Genomic DNA, 17,913 nt, shown 5'->3' with positions numbered 1-17,913 from the left:
GACCTTTCTCATCCCCAATCTTCACTCGGTGAGCAGCCAAAACCCGAAGCGCAGGAGTCTCCCACCGGAATTCAACCGAAACCTCGGGCGAGAGGACTCAGTCCCTATCCGGCTAAGTCCACCGCCCATAAGCCGGCTGCAGACCACCCATGGAGACGAACCGTACTGACAAAATCACTGCACCCTAAACACTGACAGATTCACTGCCCCTTGACAGGGGTGGGCTCGTGTTGACACGAAGCATGCCCGCAGTTACCCTCAGCCGGAAGCCGGAGCACAGCTACGGAGGTAGATATGTCGCAACCCGTGGACCGCAAAGCCGTGGCGGCCGTCGCCTCAAGGCTGACCCGCGCGGCGACCGACCTGTACGGGCCGCATCGCGCGCTGGAGATACGGCCGGTACTGGATGATATGGCCCTGGCGCTGTGGCGCGTGCACGCCGATCTGCCGCCGTCCACCGCCGAGCCGGTAGTGCATTGGAAGCCGGCAGTGAGCAGTCGACAGTGAGCAGTCGGCCAGACCGGAAAGCAGGAATGAGCAATGGCTAACCTTGATGTGCTGACGTACGGGTTCTCGTTTGTATCGGACCAGGGGCTGTTCGGATGGTCAACGGTCTCCCTGGTAACGATGGGGGAGACCCGCATTCTGGTGGACACCGGCCCCGCGTCCCGCAAGCCCCTGGTGTTCAAAGCGCTCCAGGCCAAGGGACTGGAGCCGGCGGATATCGATGTCGTCATCCTCGCCCATCTCCACTGGGACCACTCCCAGAATGCGGACATGTTCTCAAACGCCCGCATCGTCGTGAACGCGCGTGAGCTGGACTACGCCCGCAGGCCGAATCCAGCGGACCTGCATATGGCGAAGCCCGTCGCGGACATGGTTGCGAAGATGAAGGTCAACCCGGTGGACGACGGCGACAGGATCATGGACGGCCTGTCCGTCATATCCACCCCCGGCCACACGAAGGGCCACATGAGCGTGATCGCCGAGCTGGACGGCGAGAGGGTGCTGGTTGCCGGAGACGCGATGCCGGACGGCGGCACGCTCAAGCGCGGCATACCCTACAACGTATTCTGGGACGTGTCGGACGCGAGGGACAGCGTGCAAAAAATCCGCAGCTCGTCCGATGTCTTCTGCCCCGGCCACGACCGCCCGTTCCGGCTGGAGAACAATGAGGTAAAGTACCTCCACGGCCCCACAAAGGTAGAGGTGTGGACCAGCAACGAAGGCGGCGCGCCATCATCCCTTACCTACACCGTCCACGCCGTCCGCCCTGCCAACATAGACATCGTGCAGAAGTAGGGAGGTGTCCGCACGTTACACAGATTCGGACGGGCAGTGGCTGAGGGGTGGTAAGTGGGAAAGGGGAGTTGTGTATTGTTTTCGGAGGAGGTAGGGGGCCTCTTCCTCCTCTCCCCGAGGGAGAGGCCTTTGGGTGCTTTGACCCAAAGGGTGAGGGCTACGGCTGTTGTGCTTCGTTCTCTGCCGACAGCGCCTCCGATATCCTGGTCATAACCCCGTCAATGTTCTTGCTGACGTCGATATTCCAGAACCTCAGGACGCGATAACCCATGGCCTCTATGTTCCGCGTCCTTTCGTCATCCCGCGTTAGCTGACTATCTTCGTTATGCTGCCCGCCGTCCAGTTCAATGACGACCTTCCTTTCGACGCACAAGAAGTCCGCGACGAACCGTCCGATTGGCTGCTGTCGTCGGAACTTGTACCCGCCGAGTTGCCGGCCCTTCAGTCTCGCCCAGAGAACCACTTCTGCGGGCGTCGATTCACGTCGCAGCGCTCGGGCATGTGAAGTCATGTTGCGGTCTATCTTCATAGTTAAGATTTCCGGGAGCGAAACCCAACAGCCATAGCCCTCACCCTACGGACAAGGCCCCGTAGGCCTCTCCCTCAGGGAGAGGAGGGAGGACCGCCCTCGCCGTCCCCAATTCATCGCTCCACGCCATCGAGGCCCGCCCCCCCTCACACCATCCGCACGCGCGCCCAGCGCACCACCATCTGGCCGCGCTGGCTTCCCCAGAAGCTGGCCATGATATCGCCGTCCGAGAGGCGTATCGCGTCCGGCGCGCCGAATGCAATGTTGTCGTGGCTTGACGGGTACTTGTCCGTCCGCGGCACGCCGATGCTATCCGTCCCGTAGGCGTCCCATATCTGCACCCAGCGGTCCGTGTCGAACCTCAATCCGCCATCCTCGGACAGCGCCACGTAGATGCCCGGATTCTTCGACTCCCTATCAGACATCACCACCGCGACGTTCTGGCCGCCCATGCTCACCGGCCGGTTGGTCTGGCCCTGCAGGTTCGTCGGCTCAGGCGCGCTCCATTTCGTGGCGTCAGGCGTGCCGATGATGCGGTGGAGCGTGAGCATCTTCTGCCCCGTCTCGTCCCCCGTCCATGCGTATGCTATCAGCCGCCGGTCCGGCAACCGGTTCACCCGGGTGTGCCAGAACGTTTTCGGCGAGCCGCGACCCGCCCCGGCCATAGGCGCGAGCACCTTCCACGTCTTGCCCTTGTCGCCTGAGACCACGGCCATAACGTGCGGCTTGAGAGGGTCCTTTTCAGCGCCGATGACCTCCCAGTCGCCGGCGCTGAGCCACGCGCCGTTATCGAGATCCGTGATGCTGTCGTAGGGAAAGATGTGGCGGTCGGGAAGGGTTGGGACCTCGGGCGGCGTCCAGGTGCGGCAGCCGTCGAACGACCGGTGGAGGACGAATTCAACGGGCAGAATGCCGCCCGTCTTGTCGTCGTACATCGGCGTCGTTGGTGTCGGCCTGTGGAAGCGGTGGCCGGTGACGACGATCTGGCCGTCGCGCATCTGCGTCAGGTTCATTACCGAGTACGAATAGTGCTTCGCGTCCTGCGAGCCGTCGTAAAGGCGCCCCTCGTCCTGCCACGTCTTGCCGTTATCCGTGGAGCGCAGCACCCAGGACCGCGCGTCGTCCGCGTACAGCGCCGAGGCGCGACGGTAGACGCACAGCAGATCCTTCGGCTTTAGCTCGATAATCCGGGGGTAATACGCATGGATGGCCCAGTCTGCCGGGTACTTGTTGGCGAACAGCAGGCCATCCTCCACGATCTCAAGACGGTGTTTCACGATCTCGCTCCCTTTTCCAGGCTGCTCTTCCTCGCCCACTCCCGCGCCATTTCTACCCATGGCTGCTGCGGCTCGAAGATCTGCGCCGTATCGAACGGCATCCAGCGGAAGAGGATCGGGGTGCCGCAGTCGCAGCTGTACGGCCACTCGCCCGGCAGCCCTTCGGGCGGTCGGACGATGTAGATCCAGCGGCGGCGGAGCTGGCCCTGCCACTCCTCATCGCGAACTCCGGCGAGCGCCACCGGCTCCCCCTGGACGCCGGTCTCCTCGAACAGCTCGCGAAGGGCGCCCGCCTCCGTGGTCTCATCCTTCTCCAGCGTGCCGGCCGGGAGCTGGATCATGGAGCCGCCTTCTTTCAAGGGGTGGTCGAAGACGAGCATCTCGGCCGCGCCGCTCTTGCCGGGGCGAAGGACGACCGCAGTAACCTTTTCCACGCGTTCGACGGTCATGGGGTTTCCTTACGGCGGGACTTAGATCCGCTCCTCGCCGGTCAGCAACAGGTCACGGGTGTTCAGCTTGGGCCGCACGGCCTGGAGGAACAGCTTGAGCAGCTGCTCCGGCTGGACGTAGGAGGTGTCCAGCGTCACCTTGCGCGTAATCCAGGAGGTGAAGAACTCCCTCTCGAACTCCGCCTGTACCTCCTCCACCTCGCTCGGCTTGAGAAGCTGGTAGGGGTGCGGTTCCGCCTTCATCCGGGCGCGGATGACGTCCGGCTTCGCGGTCATGTTGACCAGGATGGTGTCGTGCGGGAGCTTGGACTCCACGTAGCGCTCGAAGGTCACCGGGATGCCGGGATGGTAGTACCGAGGGCCGTAGATCTTCTGCTCAATGTGGTAGCCGCCCAGGATGCAGTCCTCCCACCGCGAGATGACGTCCAGGTGGTAGTAGATCACCATGCGCTGGAACCGCTCTTTCAAGACAGGCGGGAGGGCTACCATCGCCTCCTGCTCGGCCTTGTTGAGGTGGTGGTAGTCGGGGATCGTGAAGTCGCCGTCGTCCATGTGGAATACGCGGCCGCGCGCCTTGCCCCAGTCGCGAAGCGCATTCGCAAGCGTCGTCTTGCCGACGTATTCGGGGCCGATGAGTATGAGGCGCATCACAATGCTCCGCGTTATTTTGGGGGCAACGCCCCTATTTCCCGTCTGGCCAACGACCAACTACAAACTTCCAACTACCTACTTCCCGCCTTCTGGCCAACTACCTACTACTAACTACCAACTACTTCCCCGCAGGCATCACCCCGCCGCAGGCACGGATGAGCGTCTCGTGGGCGATCAGGTCGTGCTCGGGCGTGAAGCGCGGGCTGATCTCGCCGCGGATGACTCCAGCGAACTCCACCAGATCCAGCGTGTAGCGCGGCCTGTTCTCTACGGCGATCTTTTGCCAGCCCTTCCTGTACTCGCCCTTGTCCTGGCGGAGGCACAGGTCGATGGCGGGCGGCTCTATCGGCTGGAGGACGATGGAGCCTTCCAGCCCATGGATCTCCGCGTGGCGGTGAGGGCCGGGGTCGCTCTCGGTGCCCGTTGCCTCGATTACGGCCATCGCGCCCTGCTTCTCGTACTCCATGATGACGATGGCGTTATCGACGCCGGGCGGCATGCCCTCGAAGCCGCGCGCGTCGGAGCGAAGGATCGGCGTGATCTTGTCCGGCCTGCCGAACATCGCCGCCGCCTGGTCGAACAGGTGGCACGACTCCTCCTGCATGATGCCGCCCGGGAACTGGTGCACATGGTTGCGGTTCCAGTACTCCGGCACGCTGCCCGCGCGGAATCGGGCGAACGTGACGCGTCCGATCAGCCCGTCCTTGACCGCCTTTTGCGCCCACTCGAAGCCCGCGTTGAAGCGCCACATGTACCCCATCTGGATGAAGAGGCCTTTCGACGCGGCCAGCGCGTACAGCTCCTTGAGCATCGGCAAAGACAGGCCCGGAGGCTTGTCCAGGTGGATGTGCTTGCCCGCCTGCAGCGCGAGCCGCGCCCAATACAGGCACTCCCACGGCCAGGTCTGGATGAATACGGCCTTGATCGAGGGGTCGTTCAGAATCTGGTCCACGGAGTCGAACTTCGGGATGTCTGCGTACTCCGGCCGCTTGTGCCGGGCCTCCCACATGTCGGGGTCCGGCTCGTATATGCCTGCCATTTCCATGTTGAGCTGCTTCGTCACGGGCCGCGACGCGGCGGCAAGGGCGTTGTTGGCGTGGGTGTGCGCGATGCCGATCTGGGTTACCTTGAGGGTCTCGGGCATGGATGGTCTCCGGCGTGGGATAGGGTCAACGGGCAGAATACTAGCTCGGGTATCGGCAGTCAACGAGGCAAAGCAGGATGGCCCCGACACGGTGTCGGGGCCATCCTGTCACTGGTCCGCGCCGGCGTCGCCGGCCCGCCCTATCTCCGCGAATGTCCACGCGGTGAAAGGGCCATTGAGGTTGTGGACCGCGCCCCGTGCGAGCGCGGCGTACCACATGTCGGCCATATTCGGCACAATACACAGGGCGCGGCTCGCGTCGTCGCTGTCGGCCAATCGTGCCGGGATAATCTCTCCCTCCCGGCCGTCGCCGGCGTTCGCGTAAGGTTGGACGGTGCCCTGCACGGTCGAGACGGTGGTCCGGACGAGGTCGAGCGGCGCCATGCTATCGGTGATCTGGGCGGCCGGGGTACGTACAAGACTCACGAGCAGCCCCTGGTCAGACCTCACGATCGCCGTGGCCGCGACCTGGATTTCCGCAGCGGGTAGATCGGCGCTATTGCCGGACTGTTGAAGACTGGAGATGCCTATGGCAAAGGCTACGAAGAAATAGGCCATGAAAGGAAATCCCCTGCGGGCCCGCGCATGAAGTTCCATTCCCCACCCCCGTGAAAGATAAGAATGCTGCAGCCCCGTTTGCGTTGCTGCTTTTCGGCAGCTTGCCTCCCTCAAGCGCCTCCGAATAACGGAAACGATAACGGTTGCATTGCGCGTAGAGACGTAATAGAGGTAGATTATTAGGCCGTATTACGATGTTGTCCATTGACCATTTCACCAACTTATTCACCTAAAGCGCACCTACTTTCGAAATGGTTTTTTACCTACGCACAGACAGGGGGCCCGGGATGAGCGCGCAAAAACTACGTACGTCGAAACCCCGCATGATGTTCTACAACGACGGCCGCCACAACCTTGTCTACCAGTACGAACCCCCATGCCGCGCGAGGAGCTGGAGTCGGCGGTGGACGAGCTGGCGGGCACGCCGGTGGATGCGCTGATGTTCTGCCTGGGGGATGGGCGCACGGTGATGCACGACACGAAAGTGGGGGAACTGTGGGGACACAATGTGGAAAAGTGGCCGCACATCCTGTTCCACCGGGCCGCCAAGAACGTTAGGCGGCTGATCGACACGGGGAACGACCCTCTTCGGGTTGTCGCGGACAGGGCGCACGCGAAAGGGCTGTTGTTGTACCCGACGCTGCTCGTGCAGTGCCCGACCGGCAAGCGCGGGGTGGATACCCGCTGCTGAGACTTCCGTTTCGACAACAAGCACTTCGAGATACGCGCGAAGGGAGGCGTGGACCCAAACGACAGGCGGTACACCGGGCTGGACTTCATGCATGAGGAGGCGAGGGAGGAGCGCTTCTCCCTCATAGAGGAGGTACTGAACAATTACCCCGTGGACGGCTTTGAGCTTCATCTGAACTACGTGCCGTGCTATTTCCACCCCGGCGATGTGGAGCGCGGCACTGAGGTCATGACCGCCTGGGTAAGGCGCGTGCATGACGCCGTGAAGCAAAGCGGCGCGGATCGAGAGCTGGCGGTGCGCGTGCCGGCCAGCGTCGAAGGCTGCCTGTCCATCGGGCTGGACCCGGCCGGCTGGGCGAGGGAGGGGATTGTTGACGTGTTAATCGGTAACACCTATCAGGGGCCGGAGCTGTGCGACCAGATGACCGACTATGGGCCGCTCGTGGAGGCGGCGAAGGGCACGGGTACCCGGGTGCACGCGACCATCCAGAGCATCATCGACTCCGATCGCGTCCACCACGGGCCGATTTCGGCGATCCGGGCTGCCGCGACGAACTACTGGGCGCAGGGCGTGGACGGGCTGTATGTGGCCTACTGGCACGGGCTATGGCCGTACGACGCCAGGGTGTACGAGAAGCTGAGGGAGATACCGCACCCGGACGTGATGGCGCCGAAGGACAAGCTGTACTTCGTGCCGACCGCGATGGGCCGCTTCCCCGAGCCCGAGCCGGAGCCCGGCATAACGATGCAGCTCCCACGAGAGCTCGTCCAGGGCGCCCCGGAATCAGTCGAATTCATGATCAGCGACGACCTTTCCCGGTGGGACACGATGGGCAGGGTGCACGAAGTCGTACTGCGGTGCAGGGTGGTGAACTCCACGGAGCGCGATGCGTACCGGGTCAGCCTGAACGGCGCCGAGCTGCCGGACTCGCTGCGCCGCACAGTGAACTCCTTCTACGGCAAGGCCCCCCGGTACCGCGTTCAGGGCTACTGGTACGTATTCCATCTGGACAGGGAGCATTGGCCAGTCCAGGGGCGTAACGTGTTCGAAGCGGTGCTGGAAGGTCGCGACCCTGATGTGACGCCGGCGCCCGCGCTGCGGGACGTCGAGGTGGAAGTGAGGTACCTGATGGGGCGAAACTACTACCGGCTGGGCGGCGATCCGGACCTGGGGCCGCAGGAGGGATAGGCCTTCCTAAACCTCGCAGAGTAGTCGTTTTTTGGTATATCCTTTAAGTAAGGGCCGCTGGCAAATCCGGCCCTTTACCGGAGTAAAATGACCCAGGCCCCGACGACCCCCGCCGAGATAGTCACAACCGAGTCCCAACTTTCTTCTGCACTTGAGCACATCGCCCGCAGCCGAACGGTCGCTATCGACCTGGAGTCCAACGGCTTCCACCGCTATCCGGAGCGAATCTGCCTCCTCCAGATCGCGGTCCCTGACGGCATCTACATCGTAGACCCGCTGACCGTCGCCGCAATGGCGCCGCTGGGCGCGGTGCTCGCGGACGCGTCCGTTGAGAAGGTATTCCACTCCGCGGACTATGACATTCGGAGCCTGGACCGCGAGTGGGGCTTCCGGGTGGCCAATCTCTTCGATACGGGCATCGCTGCGGCATTCACAGGCTCCGAGCGGCTTGGCCTCGGTTCTATCCTTGAGGAGCACCTGCAGGTGAGCGTGCCGAAGGAGAAGAAGCTGCAACGGTCGGACTGGACGTTACGGCCCCTCAACCAGGAGAGCCTCGAGTACGCTGCCTCGGATGTTCGCCACCTGATAGACCTTCGCGAAGCGTTGGGACGCAAGCTGGCAGAGCTACAGAGGCTGGAGTGGGCGGAGGAGGAGTTCGTGCGGATGACCAGGGTGCGGTACACGCGGCCCGACCCCGAGACGGACTTCCTTAACATGAAGGGTGCCCTGGGCATGGACGGCCGGCAGCTTGCGGTACTGAAGTCGCTGGTGGAGTTCCGCGAGCGTGAGGCGCGGCGAATGGACCGGGCGTATTTCCGCGTGATACCGGACTCGGCGCTCATCGAGCTTGCGATGGACCCCGCGGCGGACCTTGCCAAGGTGCTGGGCCTCGGGCGATACGCTCACCACCCACAGGCCAACGGCCTTGTAAAGGCGCTGCAGGCCGGGGTGAACGGGCCGGTGTTCCGCCGACCGGCGCCCACCCGCCCGCGCTGGCCTCGGGTGACCTCGGCTGAGCGGGATATTATCGAGGACCGCCTCCGCGCGCTGAAGGGGTGGCGCACCGATCACAGCAAGGCATTCAAGATGGACCCTGCTCTGGTCTGGCCGGCTGTCAGTCTTGAGAGGCTGGCGCACGAGCCGGACACGCTGCAGGCGGAGTTGGCGGCGCCGGAAGTGAGGCGGTGGCAGGTGAAGGTGTTCGGGGCGTCGCTGGAGAAGAAGCTGGCCGTGATGGCCGCGGAGCCGGAGGGTCGCGGCGACGGGCACGCGGCGGATGGAGAGCAGGGCGACGCGCCGGAGGGCGCAGCGCCGGCCTAAGGGAAGACCGCAGACAAGTCCACTTCGAGCCCCGGGAGCAGCGGCGACTCCGCTTTCGTCCCTTCGGGGTAGATACGCACCGTTTCTAACCCCTTCTTGCCCGCAGTGGTAACTTCCAGCGTGCGCTTCTGGGGGTCCACGATCCAGTACTCCCGCACGCCGAAACGAGCGTACTTTCCGCGCTTTATCGTCCGGTCTCTCCCGGCCGTGCCGGGGGAGAGTATTTCAATAACAAGATCCGGCGCGCCCTGTACGTTGTCCTCGGTGATTATGCTTTCGCGGTCCGAGGAGACATATATGATGTCCGGCTGCATCACATCCTCAACCGAGAGGACCACGTCAACAGGGGCATACGCCACGACACCCAGTTTGCCTCGCTCCACGAATTCATCGATAACACGGAATAGCTTCTTTGAGATTATCTGGTGGGCAAACTTCGGCGCCGGCACCATGTATAGCTCTCCCTCAATTAGCTCGTAGCGCTTGTCCTCCGACTCCGGGAGGTTCATGTAGTCCTGGACTGTGAACTTCACATTTGGGTTGAGCATGGGTCACCTCGTGACCTTTTTCCGCCGCCGCGCCTCTCTATATCCTATCACCAACGACGCCTGCGATGCCGCCGACTCACCCCATGCGCTGGTGGCCGCCGTTGCCCTCGAAGTTGCGGGTGCTGAATATGCCAAGGTCCTTGCCCTGGTGCACGTGGACGATCACCTCTTGCCGCGTGATGCCCACGGAGTCTACCAGCTCTTCATCTATTGTATCGATCAGGTCCTTGATATCCTCTGTCGTCATCGTGTCCGCCACGTTGAGCGTGGCGTGGACCACGCTGTCCGCGAAGTGGATGTCCACCCGTCCGACGGCCTCCTCGTCCCGCAGGACCGTGTAGCACTCGGAATACGGGGTCCGGCATTCGCGCTCGAAGTAGAAGTTTGACATTAGTTGTGCACCTGGTGGGTTGGGAGAACGGGAGCTATCGGGACTGGCCAGAGCCGAGGACGGTCCACTTGTAGGAGGTAAGCTCCTTGAGACCCATGGGTCCCCGGGCGTGCATCTTGTTTGTGCTGATCGCTACCTCCGCGCCGAGGCCCAGCTGTGCGCCGTCGTTGAAGCGCGTGCTTGCGTTCACGACGACGACGCCGGAGTCCACCTCATCCAGGAAGCGGTTGGCGGAGGTGTAATCCTCAGTTACTATCGCCTCCGTGTGTCCGGAGCCGAATTTGTCGATGTGCGCGATCGCCTCGTCGATGGAGTCCACGATCTTCACGGACGCCGTAAGGGCGAGGAACTCCTGGCCCCAGTCCGCGTCGGTGGCCGGGGCAACCTTCGCGTTCCGGGCTGCGGACGCGCCCAGCACGGTGAGTGCGCGCCTGTCGCAGTGCAGCGTCACGCCGCCCCTGGACATCTCAGCCGCGATCTTCGGCAGGAACGCCGGGGCGATGGCGGCATGGACCAGGAGGGTGTCCACAGCGTTGCAGGCGTAGGGCGCGGAGGTCTTTGCGGTGAAGGCGATCCGGACCGCCTTTTCGATATCGGCGACGCGGTCCACGTATATGTGGCACACGCCCACGCCGCCGGTGATGGCCGGCATTTTGGCCTCTGCGGCCACCCGGCGCACCAGGTCCGCACCGCCGCGCGGGATGATGAGGTCTATGTACTCGCTCATCTCCAGCAGATGGCCCACCAGGGCGCGGTCCGTGGACTCGATGAACTGCACGGCGTCCGCCGGGACGCCCGAAGCCGTCATGGACTCCTTGACGATCCGCGCAAGGGCGGTGTTGGAGTGGATAGCCTCTTTGCCGCCGCGGAGGATGACCGCGTTGCCGGACTTCAGGCACAGCGCGGAGATGTCTATCGTGACGTTGGGCCGGCTCTCGTAGATGACGCCGAGAACGCCCAGTGGGACGCGCCTCTTGGCCACCTTCAGGCCGTTGGAGAGGACGCGGGAGTCGAAGGTCTCGGCTGTAGGGTCGGGGAGGGCTGCGACGCTGCGAACGTCACGCGCCATTGCCTCCAGCTTTTTCGCGTCCAGGACCAGGCGTCCGAGGACGGCGGCTGATAGGCCGTCCCGTTTCCCGTTTGCGATGTCCTTCTCGTTCGCGGAGAGGACTTCGTCCCGGCGGGAGGCCAGGCTGTCCGCGATGCGCAGGAGGGCGGCGTCCTTGACGGCAGAGGGCACGCGCGCGAGCAAGCGGCCAGAGTGGCGCGCGCTCGCGCCCATGGCGTTTAGGTTTTCGATGGCCGTTTGCATGGGCGCCTCGACTACACGAGTACCATGTTGTTGCGGTGGACTATTTCTTCGCCGTAGTGGTTACCTATCATCTCCTCGATGCGGTCGGAGCGGCACCCCTTGATCTTGTCCACGTCGGCGGAGTCGTAGTTCGTGATACCGGCGGCGATGCGCCGACGGCTTGAATCGACTATCGCGATGACGTCACCCCGGTCGAAAGTGCCGCATACCTCCTGCACGCCCGCGGGCAGCAGGCTGCGGTGGCGTTCGTGGATGGCCGCGGCAGCGCCCTCGTCCACAACCACATCGCACTCCGTGGTGAGACTGCTGAGCATCCAGCGCTTCCGGCTTTCCATCTTCGTGCTGGTGGCCGGGAACAGGGTGCCGATGCGCTCTCCCCCTGCCAGCCGTGTGAGCACGTTTGGCTCAACGCCGCTGGCGATCACGGTATCGATGCCCGAAGCGGTCGCCAGCCGCGCCGCCTCCAGCTTGGTGGCCATGCCGCCGCGCCCCTTGTTGTCGCGGGGCGCGCCGCCCATGGCGATGATCTTTTCATCCATCTCGTCCACGACTTCTAGCATCCTGGCTTCGGGGTCCACGTTCGGGTCGGCCGTGAACAGGCCCTTCACCACGCCCAGCATTACAAGCAGGTCGGCGTCTATGACGTTGGCAACCATCGCAGAGAGGTTGTCGTTATCGCCGAAGCCCTCTCCCGCCAGCTCATCCACCGCGACAACGTCGTTCTCGTTGATTATCGGGATGACCTTGAGCTCTAGGAGAGTGAGCAGAGTGTTGCGCACGTTCAGGTACCGCTTGCGCTGCCGTTGGCGGACGATGCCCAGGTCATTCCGGGTCAGGAGCGCCTGTGCAATGGGGATCTCGTGCCAGTCGAAGAGCTCGTTGTAGGCGTTCATGAGGCGCCCCTGGCCGATGGCGGCAAGCACCTGCCTGAAGGGGACGTTCTTGGCGCCCTTCTGCACTCCGAGCACATGCCGCCCGGCGGCGACTGCCCCGGATGTTACGAGCAGCGTCTCAACGCCCGCCGCGCGGAGCTGGGCGATCTGGTCCACGAGCGTGGCCATCATTTTGAGGTTCGGCCGCGATCCGCCATAGGTCAGCAGCGCGGTCCCTGCCTTTATGACGACGCGGCGGTACTTGTAAGAGGTGGTCATAGGTTCCCAATTATAGCAGCGGCTCGAGAAGGCGAACAATGAACTGAAGGGTGCTCGTAAGAGGGATGGGGTCTATATGGCGGTTGTGAGGAGTCATTGGACGCCGCTCTCATCTTTCCGGCGCGGCGAAAGTGTGCCTTTTGCCGTCCGCCTTCTCTTTTCCCCCTCAACTGTTTTATCTGACTGCCGTCAACAACCCGCTCCACCTTCGCCCAAAGCCATCAGCCCCAGTCGAGACTTCCCCGCCCCTCGGACTTAGACTTCGTTCGCCGAGACAGCTACGGCGAATGGCACGCCGAGAACTTCGAAATGCTTTTGGCCGCAACGCACCTTGTCAGCTTCGGTATTGCGTAATTTGAGGAAGTCGTGTGTTGCCTTTGTCTCTCGCACCAAGTAAAGTGCTTGCCCGTCATTCTTCAAGATCGCCCAGTCAGGATTGTATGTCCCAACGGGAGTGCCTATCAGGAACCACGACGGCAACTTCATGAAGAGTTTGATGTCTTCCCGTCCATCCAGGGTCCTGGCAAACTCGCGCTCCACTTCGGATTCATAAACGACATACTCATAAACGGAGTTCTTGACCTTGACGGCGTTCAGATAATTTATCAGCTCTTCGTTCTTGAATAATCGCATTTCCCATTCGGAGTCAGAGTCATTCGGCCCCACCTTCTCGTACTTGATGCCATCCACCAGCAGGCTATGGAGCGTGGCCTTTAGAATACCCGCCACCCTATCCATGAATAGCTGAGGGTTGTTGAAGAATTCCGTAAGCCTTCCGGAGCTCTTCAGAATTCGCACCAGGGTTGACCGAGTGAGCTCCGTCTCGTTTTGCAGTTACGCCAGAATGTCCGGGATCAGTCGGTTGCCGTACTCTGCCTTCTCTTCCGCGACGCTCGTTGCGGCGGCAACCACCCCTCCGTATTGCACTTTGATCGTTCCGGCTGCGACAAGGACCTTCGGCTTGGCGATGTATTCCATCTTCTTAACGGCTTCCATGGCCTGCTCGACCAGCTTGTCAGTCTCAAACTCGACTCGATAAGTGGTCCGGGGCTTGATGCGGTCCCACAAGGCCTTGAATTCGGGGCTCTGGTCGGTTACCTGTTTCTTGAGCCGGTTAACCCCTTCATCCTTCTCTTTGCGGATGTGCCGCTCAATCTGGTAAGAGGCAAGAAGATCGATAACCGCCGCGGAAAGGTCCCTGTGGGCTGCACGCAGTACCAGTTTGAAGTCCTTGCCGGTAGGGTCAAAAGAGGGCTGAATGCGGCCTTCCGTATCCAATAGCTTCTGTTTGACTAGGTCTGCCTTGTTCTCTTCGGCAGCGCTACGGCCGATGGCTTGCTCTTTGCCGTTGATGACCCTTGTCAGCCTCGCTATCGCTGCAATTGGGATCCGCCCGAACGTGACGCCGCAGTCGTCTTCGTACTCCTTCTGCAACGCCCGTGCGAAGTCCTCATAGCTTTCGTTTGCCATCACATATAGCTTGTTCACAGACTCGTCAAAGACCCTCAGCCCATTCTGATCTACTGGCAAGCGCAGGCCTCGCCCTATCTCCTGCCGCTTCTTCATGGCGCTACGCGTCTCGTTGAGCGTGCATATCTGGAAGACGTTGGGATTGTCCCATCCCTCGCGCAGCGCGGAGTGGCTGAATAGGAATCGGAGCGGCTCTTCGAGCGAGAGCAGCCTCTCCTTTTGCTTCATAATGAGGTTGTAGACTTCGTCATCCGCCTGTGTGTCGCCGCGCGTATCCTTCAGGATGCCCTTTTTGTCCTGGGCAAAGTAGCCGTTGTGGAGTTTGTCCACCGGCTCTTTCAGCCACGCGAGCGAGCGATATCGTTCGTCTTGCGCGAGCGCCGCCAGCTCTGCCTCGAACGCCGTCGCGAACTTGCCCTTCACCACGTAGCCGGACTCGTGATAGTCCCTATAGTTCGCGACTCGGTCTATGAAGAACAAACTGAGGACTTTGATCCCGCGGTCCCTTACCTGCAACTCCTTTTCAAGGTGGCGCTTGACGGTATGCTTGATCTGGGCCTGCCACACGTCGTCCCGCATGCCGCCGGTCTCTTCGCCCAGGCGCAGGGTCCGTCCGTTGTCAAAGCGTATGTACTCATTTCCCGGCTCGGCGTTTATCTCCGCCACGGAGAAGCCCTGGGCATAGATAGCGCGTTCGTTAGATACCGCAAAAAGGTCCGCGCCCTGCTTGACGGTCACCTTCTTCTCTTTTGGGCCTTCATTGTCCTGGACGTGAATGCGCAGTTTCGCCTTGATTCCGGTTTTGTACTCAATTTGCTCCACCCGGACGAACGGGTCGTTTGCCGCACCCTGAGCGGTGGCGCTGGCGACTACAATTTGCTTTACCAGCTTCAATTCAAAGGCCCGGACGGGATCGAGACGGTAAACGAGGTTATGCGGATTTCTATGAGTTGCGGAATATCGGAGGGTGCACAGCGGATTGAGTTGCTTCAGGGCCTCAATGCCGGCGCCATCCTCCCCTCCTTCGACGCTTTGCGGCTCGTCTATTATTACGATGGGGCGGGCGGCCTGCACGAACTCGATCGGTTGGCGGCCGGAGAGTTTGTCGCTCTCTTTGTAGATCACCGCCATATCCCTCTTGTTGAACGCCTGGATGTTGATGACGCAAATTTGCAGCACCGTGCTCGTGGCAAACTGCCGGAGCCTGTTGACTTTACGGGCATCGTAGACAAAGGGTTCGAACGCAGGCTTGTTAAAGTGTGCGGAGAAGTGGTCTCGCGTGACCTCAATGTTTTTGAGCACGCCTTCACGAACAGCAACACTCGGTACGACGATTATGAACTTCCGCAAGCCATACTGGCGTGACAACTCGAAGATGGTGCGCAAGTAGCAATAGGCCTTGCCGGTCCCTGTTTCCATCTCCACGGAGAAGTGAGGACAAGTGCGTTCTTGGCCCGCAGGCGCGTCGTAGATGTCCCAACCGGACAGCGGGGCGGCTTCGTTCTGAACTTCGATGTCGTTTCGCAGCTGCACGTTGCGGGTGTTTGTGACCAGCTTCTCTTGCGCAAGCAGGAGCCGGTTACCGACGCCGAGCTCCGTCCTGTCTTGGCCCTCAAACATATCGCCCCACTTGCCCATGTCTATGACCGAGTAATCGGGCGCGCCCTGCGGCTGACCTTCAAAGAGGTCCGTCACTGCAGCGACTGCGTCAAGTTGGAACTGCTGGTTGGCGTCGAACTGGAGCTTCATTTTCAGTCTCTATACGGTCTTGAAGCTGACGACGCCGCTGCCCCTGAATATGTGGACGGCGTTAGCCTTGAGCTGGTCGTTTCCTGCGAAGCCTTCGTCGAGGCATACAACACGGGCTGGCCTGCGCTCCGCCATCGCCCGAATTGATTCCAACGTCAAATGGCGTTCTAGGCAAATGAAGAGCGCTCCATTAGGAATGGAGTATGCGGTCTTCCCGGCAATCTGAATGGTCTGAAGGGAAACAGTGAGCGGGAATCCACTTTTCAGAAGAATCTCATAGAGGATGTCTTGATCAGTCCGACCGATCCTCAAATGCTCCACATGCATTTCCAACTGAGCGGTCAGAGCGTCGGCATCTGGCGGCACCGTAGCGGCCCACGGCTTGAAGTTTGATTCTGCTAATTTGAACACACGGAACCCACGATCTTCCTTGTTGCCCCCGTTGGATTCCGCGCTATCTTGGTTGAGTTTGGTAATGACCTTCCCAACACGCGCTTTCGTGATATCAGAAATAGTCCGATAGTCCTCACGGCCAGTAGATTCGGGGAGCTGAACGAGAATGAATTTACGTTTTCCGCCGTCCTTACTGTTGAGTTCAAGAACCGCTTGACCAGAAGTGCCTGAGCCGGCAAAGAAATCCATAAAAACGTCATCGGTTGAAAGAGTTATCTCAACCAGTTTGGAAATAAGGCCAGGCGATTTGGGCGATTGGAATATTTTGGTCTTCGTGACGAACAGTTCGCTAAAGGCTTTTTGTCCCCGCTCGGTAAAGAAGTCCTTTTCAAAAAAATAGTCTTGAGCATCTTCTCTGCGCCCATCGCGTAGCTTTTTCGGTATATTTTCCATCGATCTTTCACATTACGAGCAGTTAGATAAGCTACGTCTCGGGATGCCCTGGGGCGTTCCCATCCCCAACATCCTTCGAAGCCGTCATCCCAAATAGGAAAAATCTTGAGGTAACCTTCCTCCGCTTCAATCGAGACCTCCCCATTTTCAGTATTGACGTACAACGGATAGTAGAGGTTCTTCCTGTTGTGCTTTCCAAATTCCCTGTGCGTATTCCGTAACTCCAGTAACCTGAACTTACCGAGGTCATCCTCTTCCGTGTATTCCTGGCTAATCTGATCTTCATCTTTTGCCAATGAGAAGGAGCCTTTTGGCATTGGTGCCTTGCTATATACGGCAACATACTCATGGTTAGTCGCGAAGTACTTATCCTGAGAACGACCTTTTGGATTACACAGTAGCGTGATAACTGTTACAAAAGACTCTTCGCCAAAAATCTCATTCATGATGCTCTTAAGGTTCGAAAGCTCCTTCTCGTCTATGCTTATGAACACTACCCCGTCGTCCCGTAGGAGATTCCTTGCCAGATATAGCCGTGGGTACATCATGTTCAGCCACTTTGAGTGGAACCGACCGTCGGTGTCGGTGTTGGTGCCAAACTTGCGGCCTTCCGCGTCAACCTGGCCGGTGTATTCCAGATAGGTGGCAAGGCTCTCAGCGTAGTTGTCCGGGTAGATGAAGTCATTGCCTGTGTTATAAGGCGGGTCGATGTATATCATCTTGACCTTGCCCATGTAGGACTTCTGTAAGAGCTTTAACACCTCTAGGTTATCGCCCTCTATGATCAGGTTCTCCGTTGTATCAGAGTTGATGCTCTCGCTTGGACAGGGCAGCAAAGTCCCAAGGCTCGGCGCCTGTATCGTCTTGAAGCAGTCCCCCTTGCCCGGCCAATTCATGCCGTACCGCTCCCTGCCCGCATCGACCGTATTCCCAAGCGCCAGCTTGAGACGTTCGAAGTCGATCTTGCCGCCCTCAGTGCGGGCCTCCGGAAAGAGCCTTAACATCTCTTCGCGTTTGTCCTCCGCAATGTCATGGGAGCGCAGGTCAAGGCGTTCAACAGGTCGGTTCATAGGTAGAATTCCAATCAGGTAAACTTTTCAGCGGACCGCCGTCCGGCTTCTACGCGCCCCATTGTAGTCAGCCCTCCCCACGCTGGCAACAATCTCGTCGGGCGCGCGCCCCAGTTGCGATTTCGATCCCGGTTTGTGTTTCCGCCCCCTCCACTGATAAAAGCGCACACCAGTGCTATAATAACTGCAATGGGACCGACCTCCACAAGGGTCGGTCTCTCTATTTTCCCGGGTGAGGCTTATCGAGATGTACTCAAATGTCCTGAA

At 60.6% G+C, this 17,913-nt stretch carries 17 protein-coding genes and 1 pseudogene; 5 read left to right on the top strand and 13 right to left on the bottom strand.

Annotated features, from left to right (window positions below; all coding sequences use genetic code 11):
* Nucleotides 1–294: 294 nt before the first annotated feature.
* Nucleotides 295–507 (top strand): hypothetical protein, encoded by a 213-nt coding sequence (locus FJ319_07750; GenBank protein MBM3934180.1) that lies wholly within the window; start codon nucleotides 295–297, stop codon nucleotides 505–507.
* Nucleotides 508–540: 33 nt separating this feature from the next.
* A complete protein-coding gene (locus tag FJ319_07745) occupies nucleotides 541–1,302 on the top strand; it encodes an N-acyl homoserine lactonase family protein (protein MBM3934179.1) in 762 nt (253 codons plus the stop codon).
* A gap of 157 nt (nucleotides 1,303–1,459) precedes the next feature.
* Here the strand turns inward: FJ319_07745 and FJ319_07740 are convergent, their stop codons facing one another.
* From FJ319_07740 to FJ319_07715, 6 genes are all read right to left on the bottom strand, one after another.
* A complete protein-coding gene (locus tag FJ319_07740; protein ID MBM3934178.1) occupies nucleotides 1,460–1,813 on the bottom strand; it encodes an endonuclease domain-containing protein in 354 nt (117 codons plus the stop codon).
* 164 nt (nucleotides 1,814–1,977) lie between these two features.
* A complete protein-coding gene (locus tag FJ319_07735) occupies nucleotides 1,978–3,108 on the bottom strand; it encodes an exo-alpha-sialidase (protein ID MBM3934177.1) in 1,131 nt (376 codons plus the stop codon).
* Nucleotides 3,105–3,557, bottom strand: coding sequence for an NUDIX domain-containing protein (locus FJ319_07730; protein MBM3934176.1), 453 nt, complete (start codon nucleotides 3,555–3,557; stop codon nucleotides 3,105–3,107). The genes FJ319_07735 and FJ319_07730 overlap by 4 nt, the downstream gene beginning before the upstream one ends.
* Nucleotides 3,558–3,578: 21 nt before the next feature.
* Entirely contained in the window at nucleotides 3,579–4,205 is a 627-nt protein-coding gene (locus FJ319_07725) for a hypothetical protein (protein MBM3934175.1), read from the bottom strand.
* 121 nt (nucleotides 4,206–4,326) lie between these two features.
* Nucleotides 4,327–5,352 (bottom strand): Gfo/Idh/MocA family oxidoreductase, encoded by a 1,026-nt coding sequence (locus tag FJ319_07720; GenBank protein ID MBM3934174.1) that lies wholly within the window; start codon nucleotides 5,350–5,352, stop codon nucleotides 4,327–4,329.
* 108 nt (nucleotides 5,353–5,460) lie between these two features.
* Complete coding sequence (locus tag FJ319_07715) at nucleotides 5,461–5,910, bottom strand: hypothetical protein (GenBank protein ID MBM3934173.1); 450 nt, start codon at nucleotides 5,908–5,910, stop codon at nucleotides 5,461–5,463.
* Nucleotides 5,911–6,286: 376 nt separating this feature from the next.
* Between FJ319_07715 and FJ319_07710 the strand changes: the two genes are divergently transcribed.
* The 3 genes from FJ319_07710 (at nucleotide 6,287) to FJ319_07700 (ending at nucleotide 9,109) form a co-directional block, all read left to right on the top strand.
* On the top strand, nucleotides 6,287–6,601 hold the full coding sequence (locus FJ319_07710; GenBank protein MBM3934172.1) for a hypothetical protein: 315 nt from the start codon (nucleotides 6,287–6,289) through the stop codon (nucleotides 6,599–6,601).
* A 48-nt stretch (nucleotides 6,602–6,649) separates the two neighbouring features.
* On the top strand, nucleotides 6,650–7,789 hold the full coding sequence (locus FJ319_07705; protein MBM3934171.1) for a hypothetical protein: 1,140 nt from the start codon (nucleotides 6,650–6,652) through the stop codon (nucleotides 7,787–7,789).
* 87 nt (nucleotides 7,790–7,876) lie between these two features.
* Complete coding sequence (locus FJ319_07700; protein MBM3934170.1) at nucleotides 7,877–9,109, top strand: ribonuclease D; 1,233 nt, start codon at nucleotides 7,877–7,879, stop codon at nucleotides 9,107–9,109.
* Here FJ319_07700 and FJ319_07695 read toward each other — a convergent pair.
* The 7 genes and pseudogenes from FJ319_07695 to FJ319_07665 all read right to left on the bottom strand — a co-directional run bounded on the left by FJ319_07695 (nucleotide 9,106) and on the right by FJ319_07665 (nucleotide 17,646).
* Nucleotides 9,106–9,657, bottom strand: coding sequence for a Uma2 family endonuclease (locus FJ319_07695; GenBank protein MBM3934169.1), 552 nt, complete (start codon nucleotides 9,655–9,657; stop codon nucleotides 9,106–9,108). The two genes, FJ319_07700 and FJ319_07695, sit on opposite strands and share 4 nt — an antisense overlap.
* A gap of 76 nt (nucleotides 9,658–9,733) precedes the next feature.
* Nucleotides 9,734–10,048 (bottom strand): hypothetical protein, encoded by a 315-nt coding sequence (locus tag FJ319_07690; GenBank protein MBM3934168.1) that lies wholly within the window; start codon nucleotides 10,046–10,048, stop codon nucleotides 9,734–9,736.
* A gap of 34 nt (nucleotides 10,049–10,082) precedes the next feature.
* Nucleotides 10,083–11,360, bottom strand: a complete 1,278-nt coding sequence (locus tag FJ319_07685; GenBank protein ID MBM3934167.1) for a glutamate-5-semialdehyde dehydrogenase — start codon at nucleotides 11,358–11,360, stop codon at nucleotides 10,083–10,085.
* A gap of 11 nt (nucleotides 11,361–11,371) precedes the next feature.
* On the bottom strand, nucleotides 11,372–12,511 hold the full coding sequence (gene proB / locus FJ319_07680) for a glutamate 5-kinase (GenBank protein ID MBM3934166.1): 1,140 nt from the start codon (nucleotides 12,509–12,511) through the stop codon (nucleotides 11,372–11,374).
* Between the two features lie 255 nt (nucleotides 12,512–12,766).
* Nucleotides 12,767–15,730: pseudogene (locus FJ319_07675) on the bottom strand (type III restriction endonuclease subunit R).
* Nucleotides 15,731–15,739: 9 nt separating this feature from the next.
* Nucleotides 15,740–16,576 (bottom strand): hypothetical protein, encoded by an 837-nt coding sequence (locus FJ319_07670; protein ID MBM3934165.1) that lies wholly within the window; start codon nucleotides 16,574–16,576, stop codon nucleotides 15,740–15,742.
* Nucleotides 16,396–17,646: a site-specific DNA-methyltransferase gene (locus tag FJ319_07665; protein MBM3934164.1), complete on the bottom strand. Its 1,251-nt coding sequence runs from the start codon at nucleotides 17,644–17,646 to the stop codon at nucleotides 16,396–16,398. The genes FJ319_07670 and FJ319_07665 overlap by 181 nt, the downstream gene beginning before the upstream one ends.
* Nucleotides 17,647–17,913 lie beyond the last annotated feature (267 nt).

The sequence above is a fragment of the SAR202 cluster bacterium genome (assembly GCA_016872355.1).
Lineage (GTDB): Bacteria > Chloroflexota > Dehalococcoidia > Lucifugimonadales > VGZY01 > VGZY01.
This window is presented reverse-complemented; position numbering and strand designations above follow the sequence as displayed.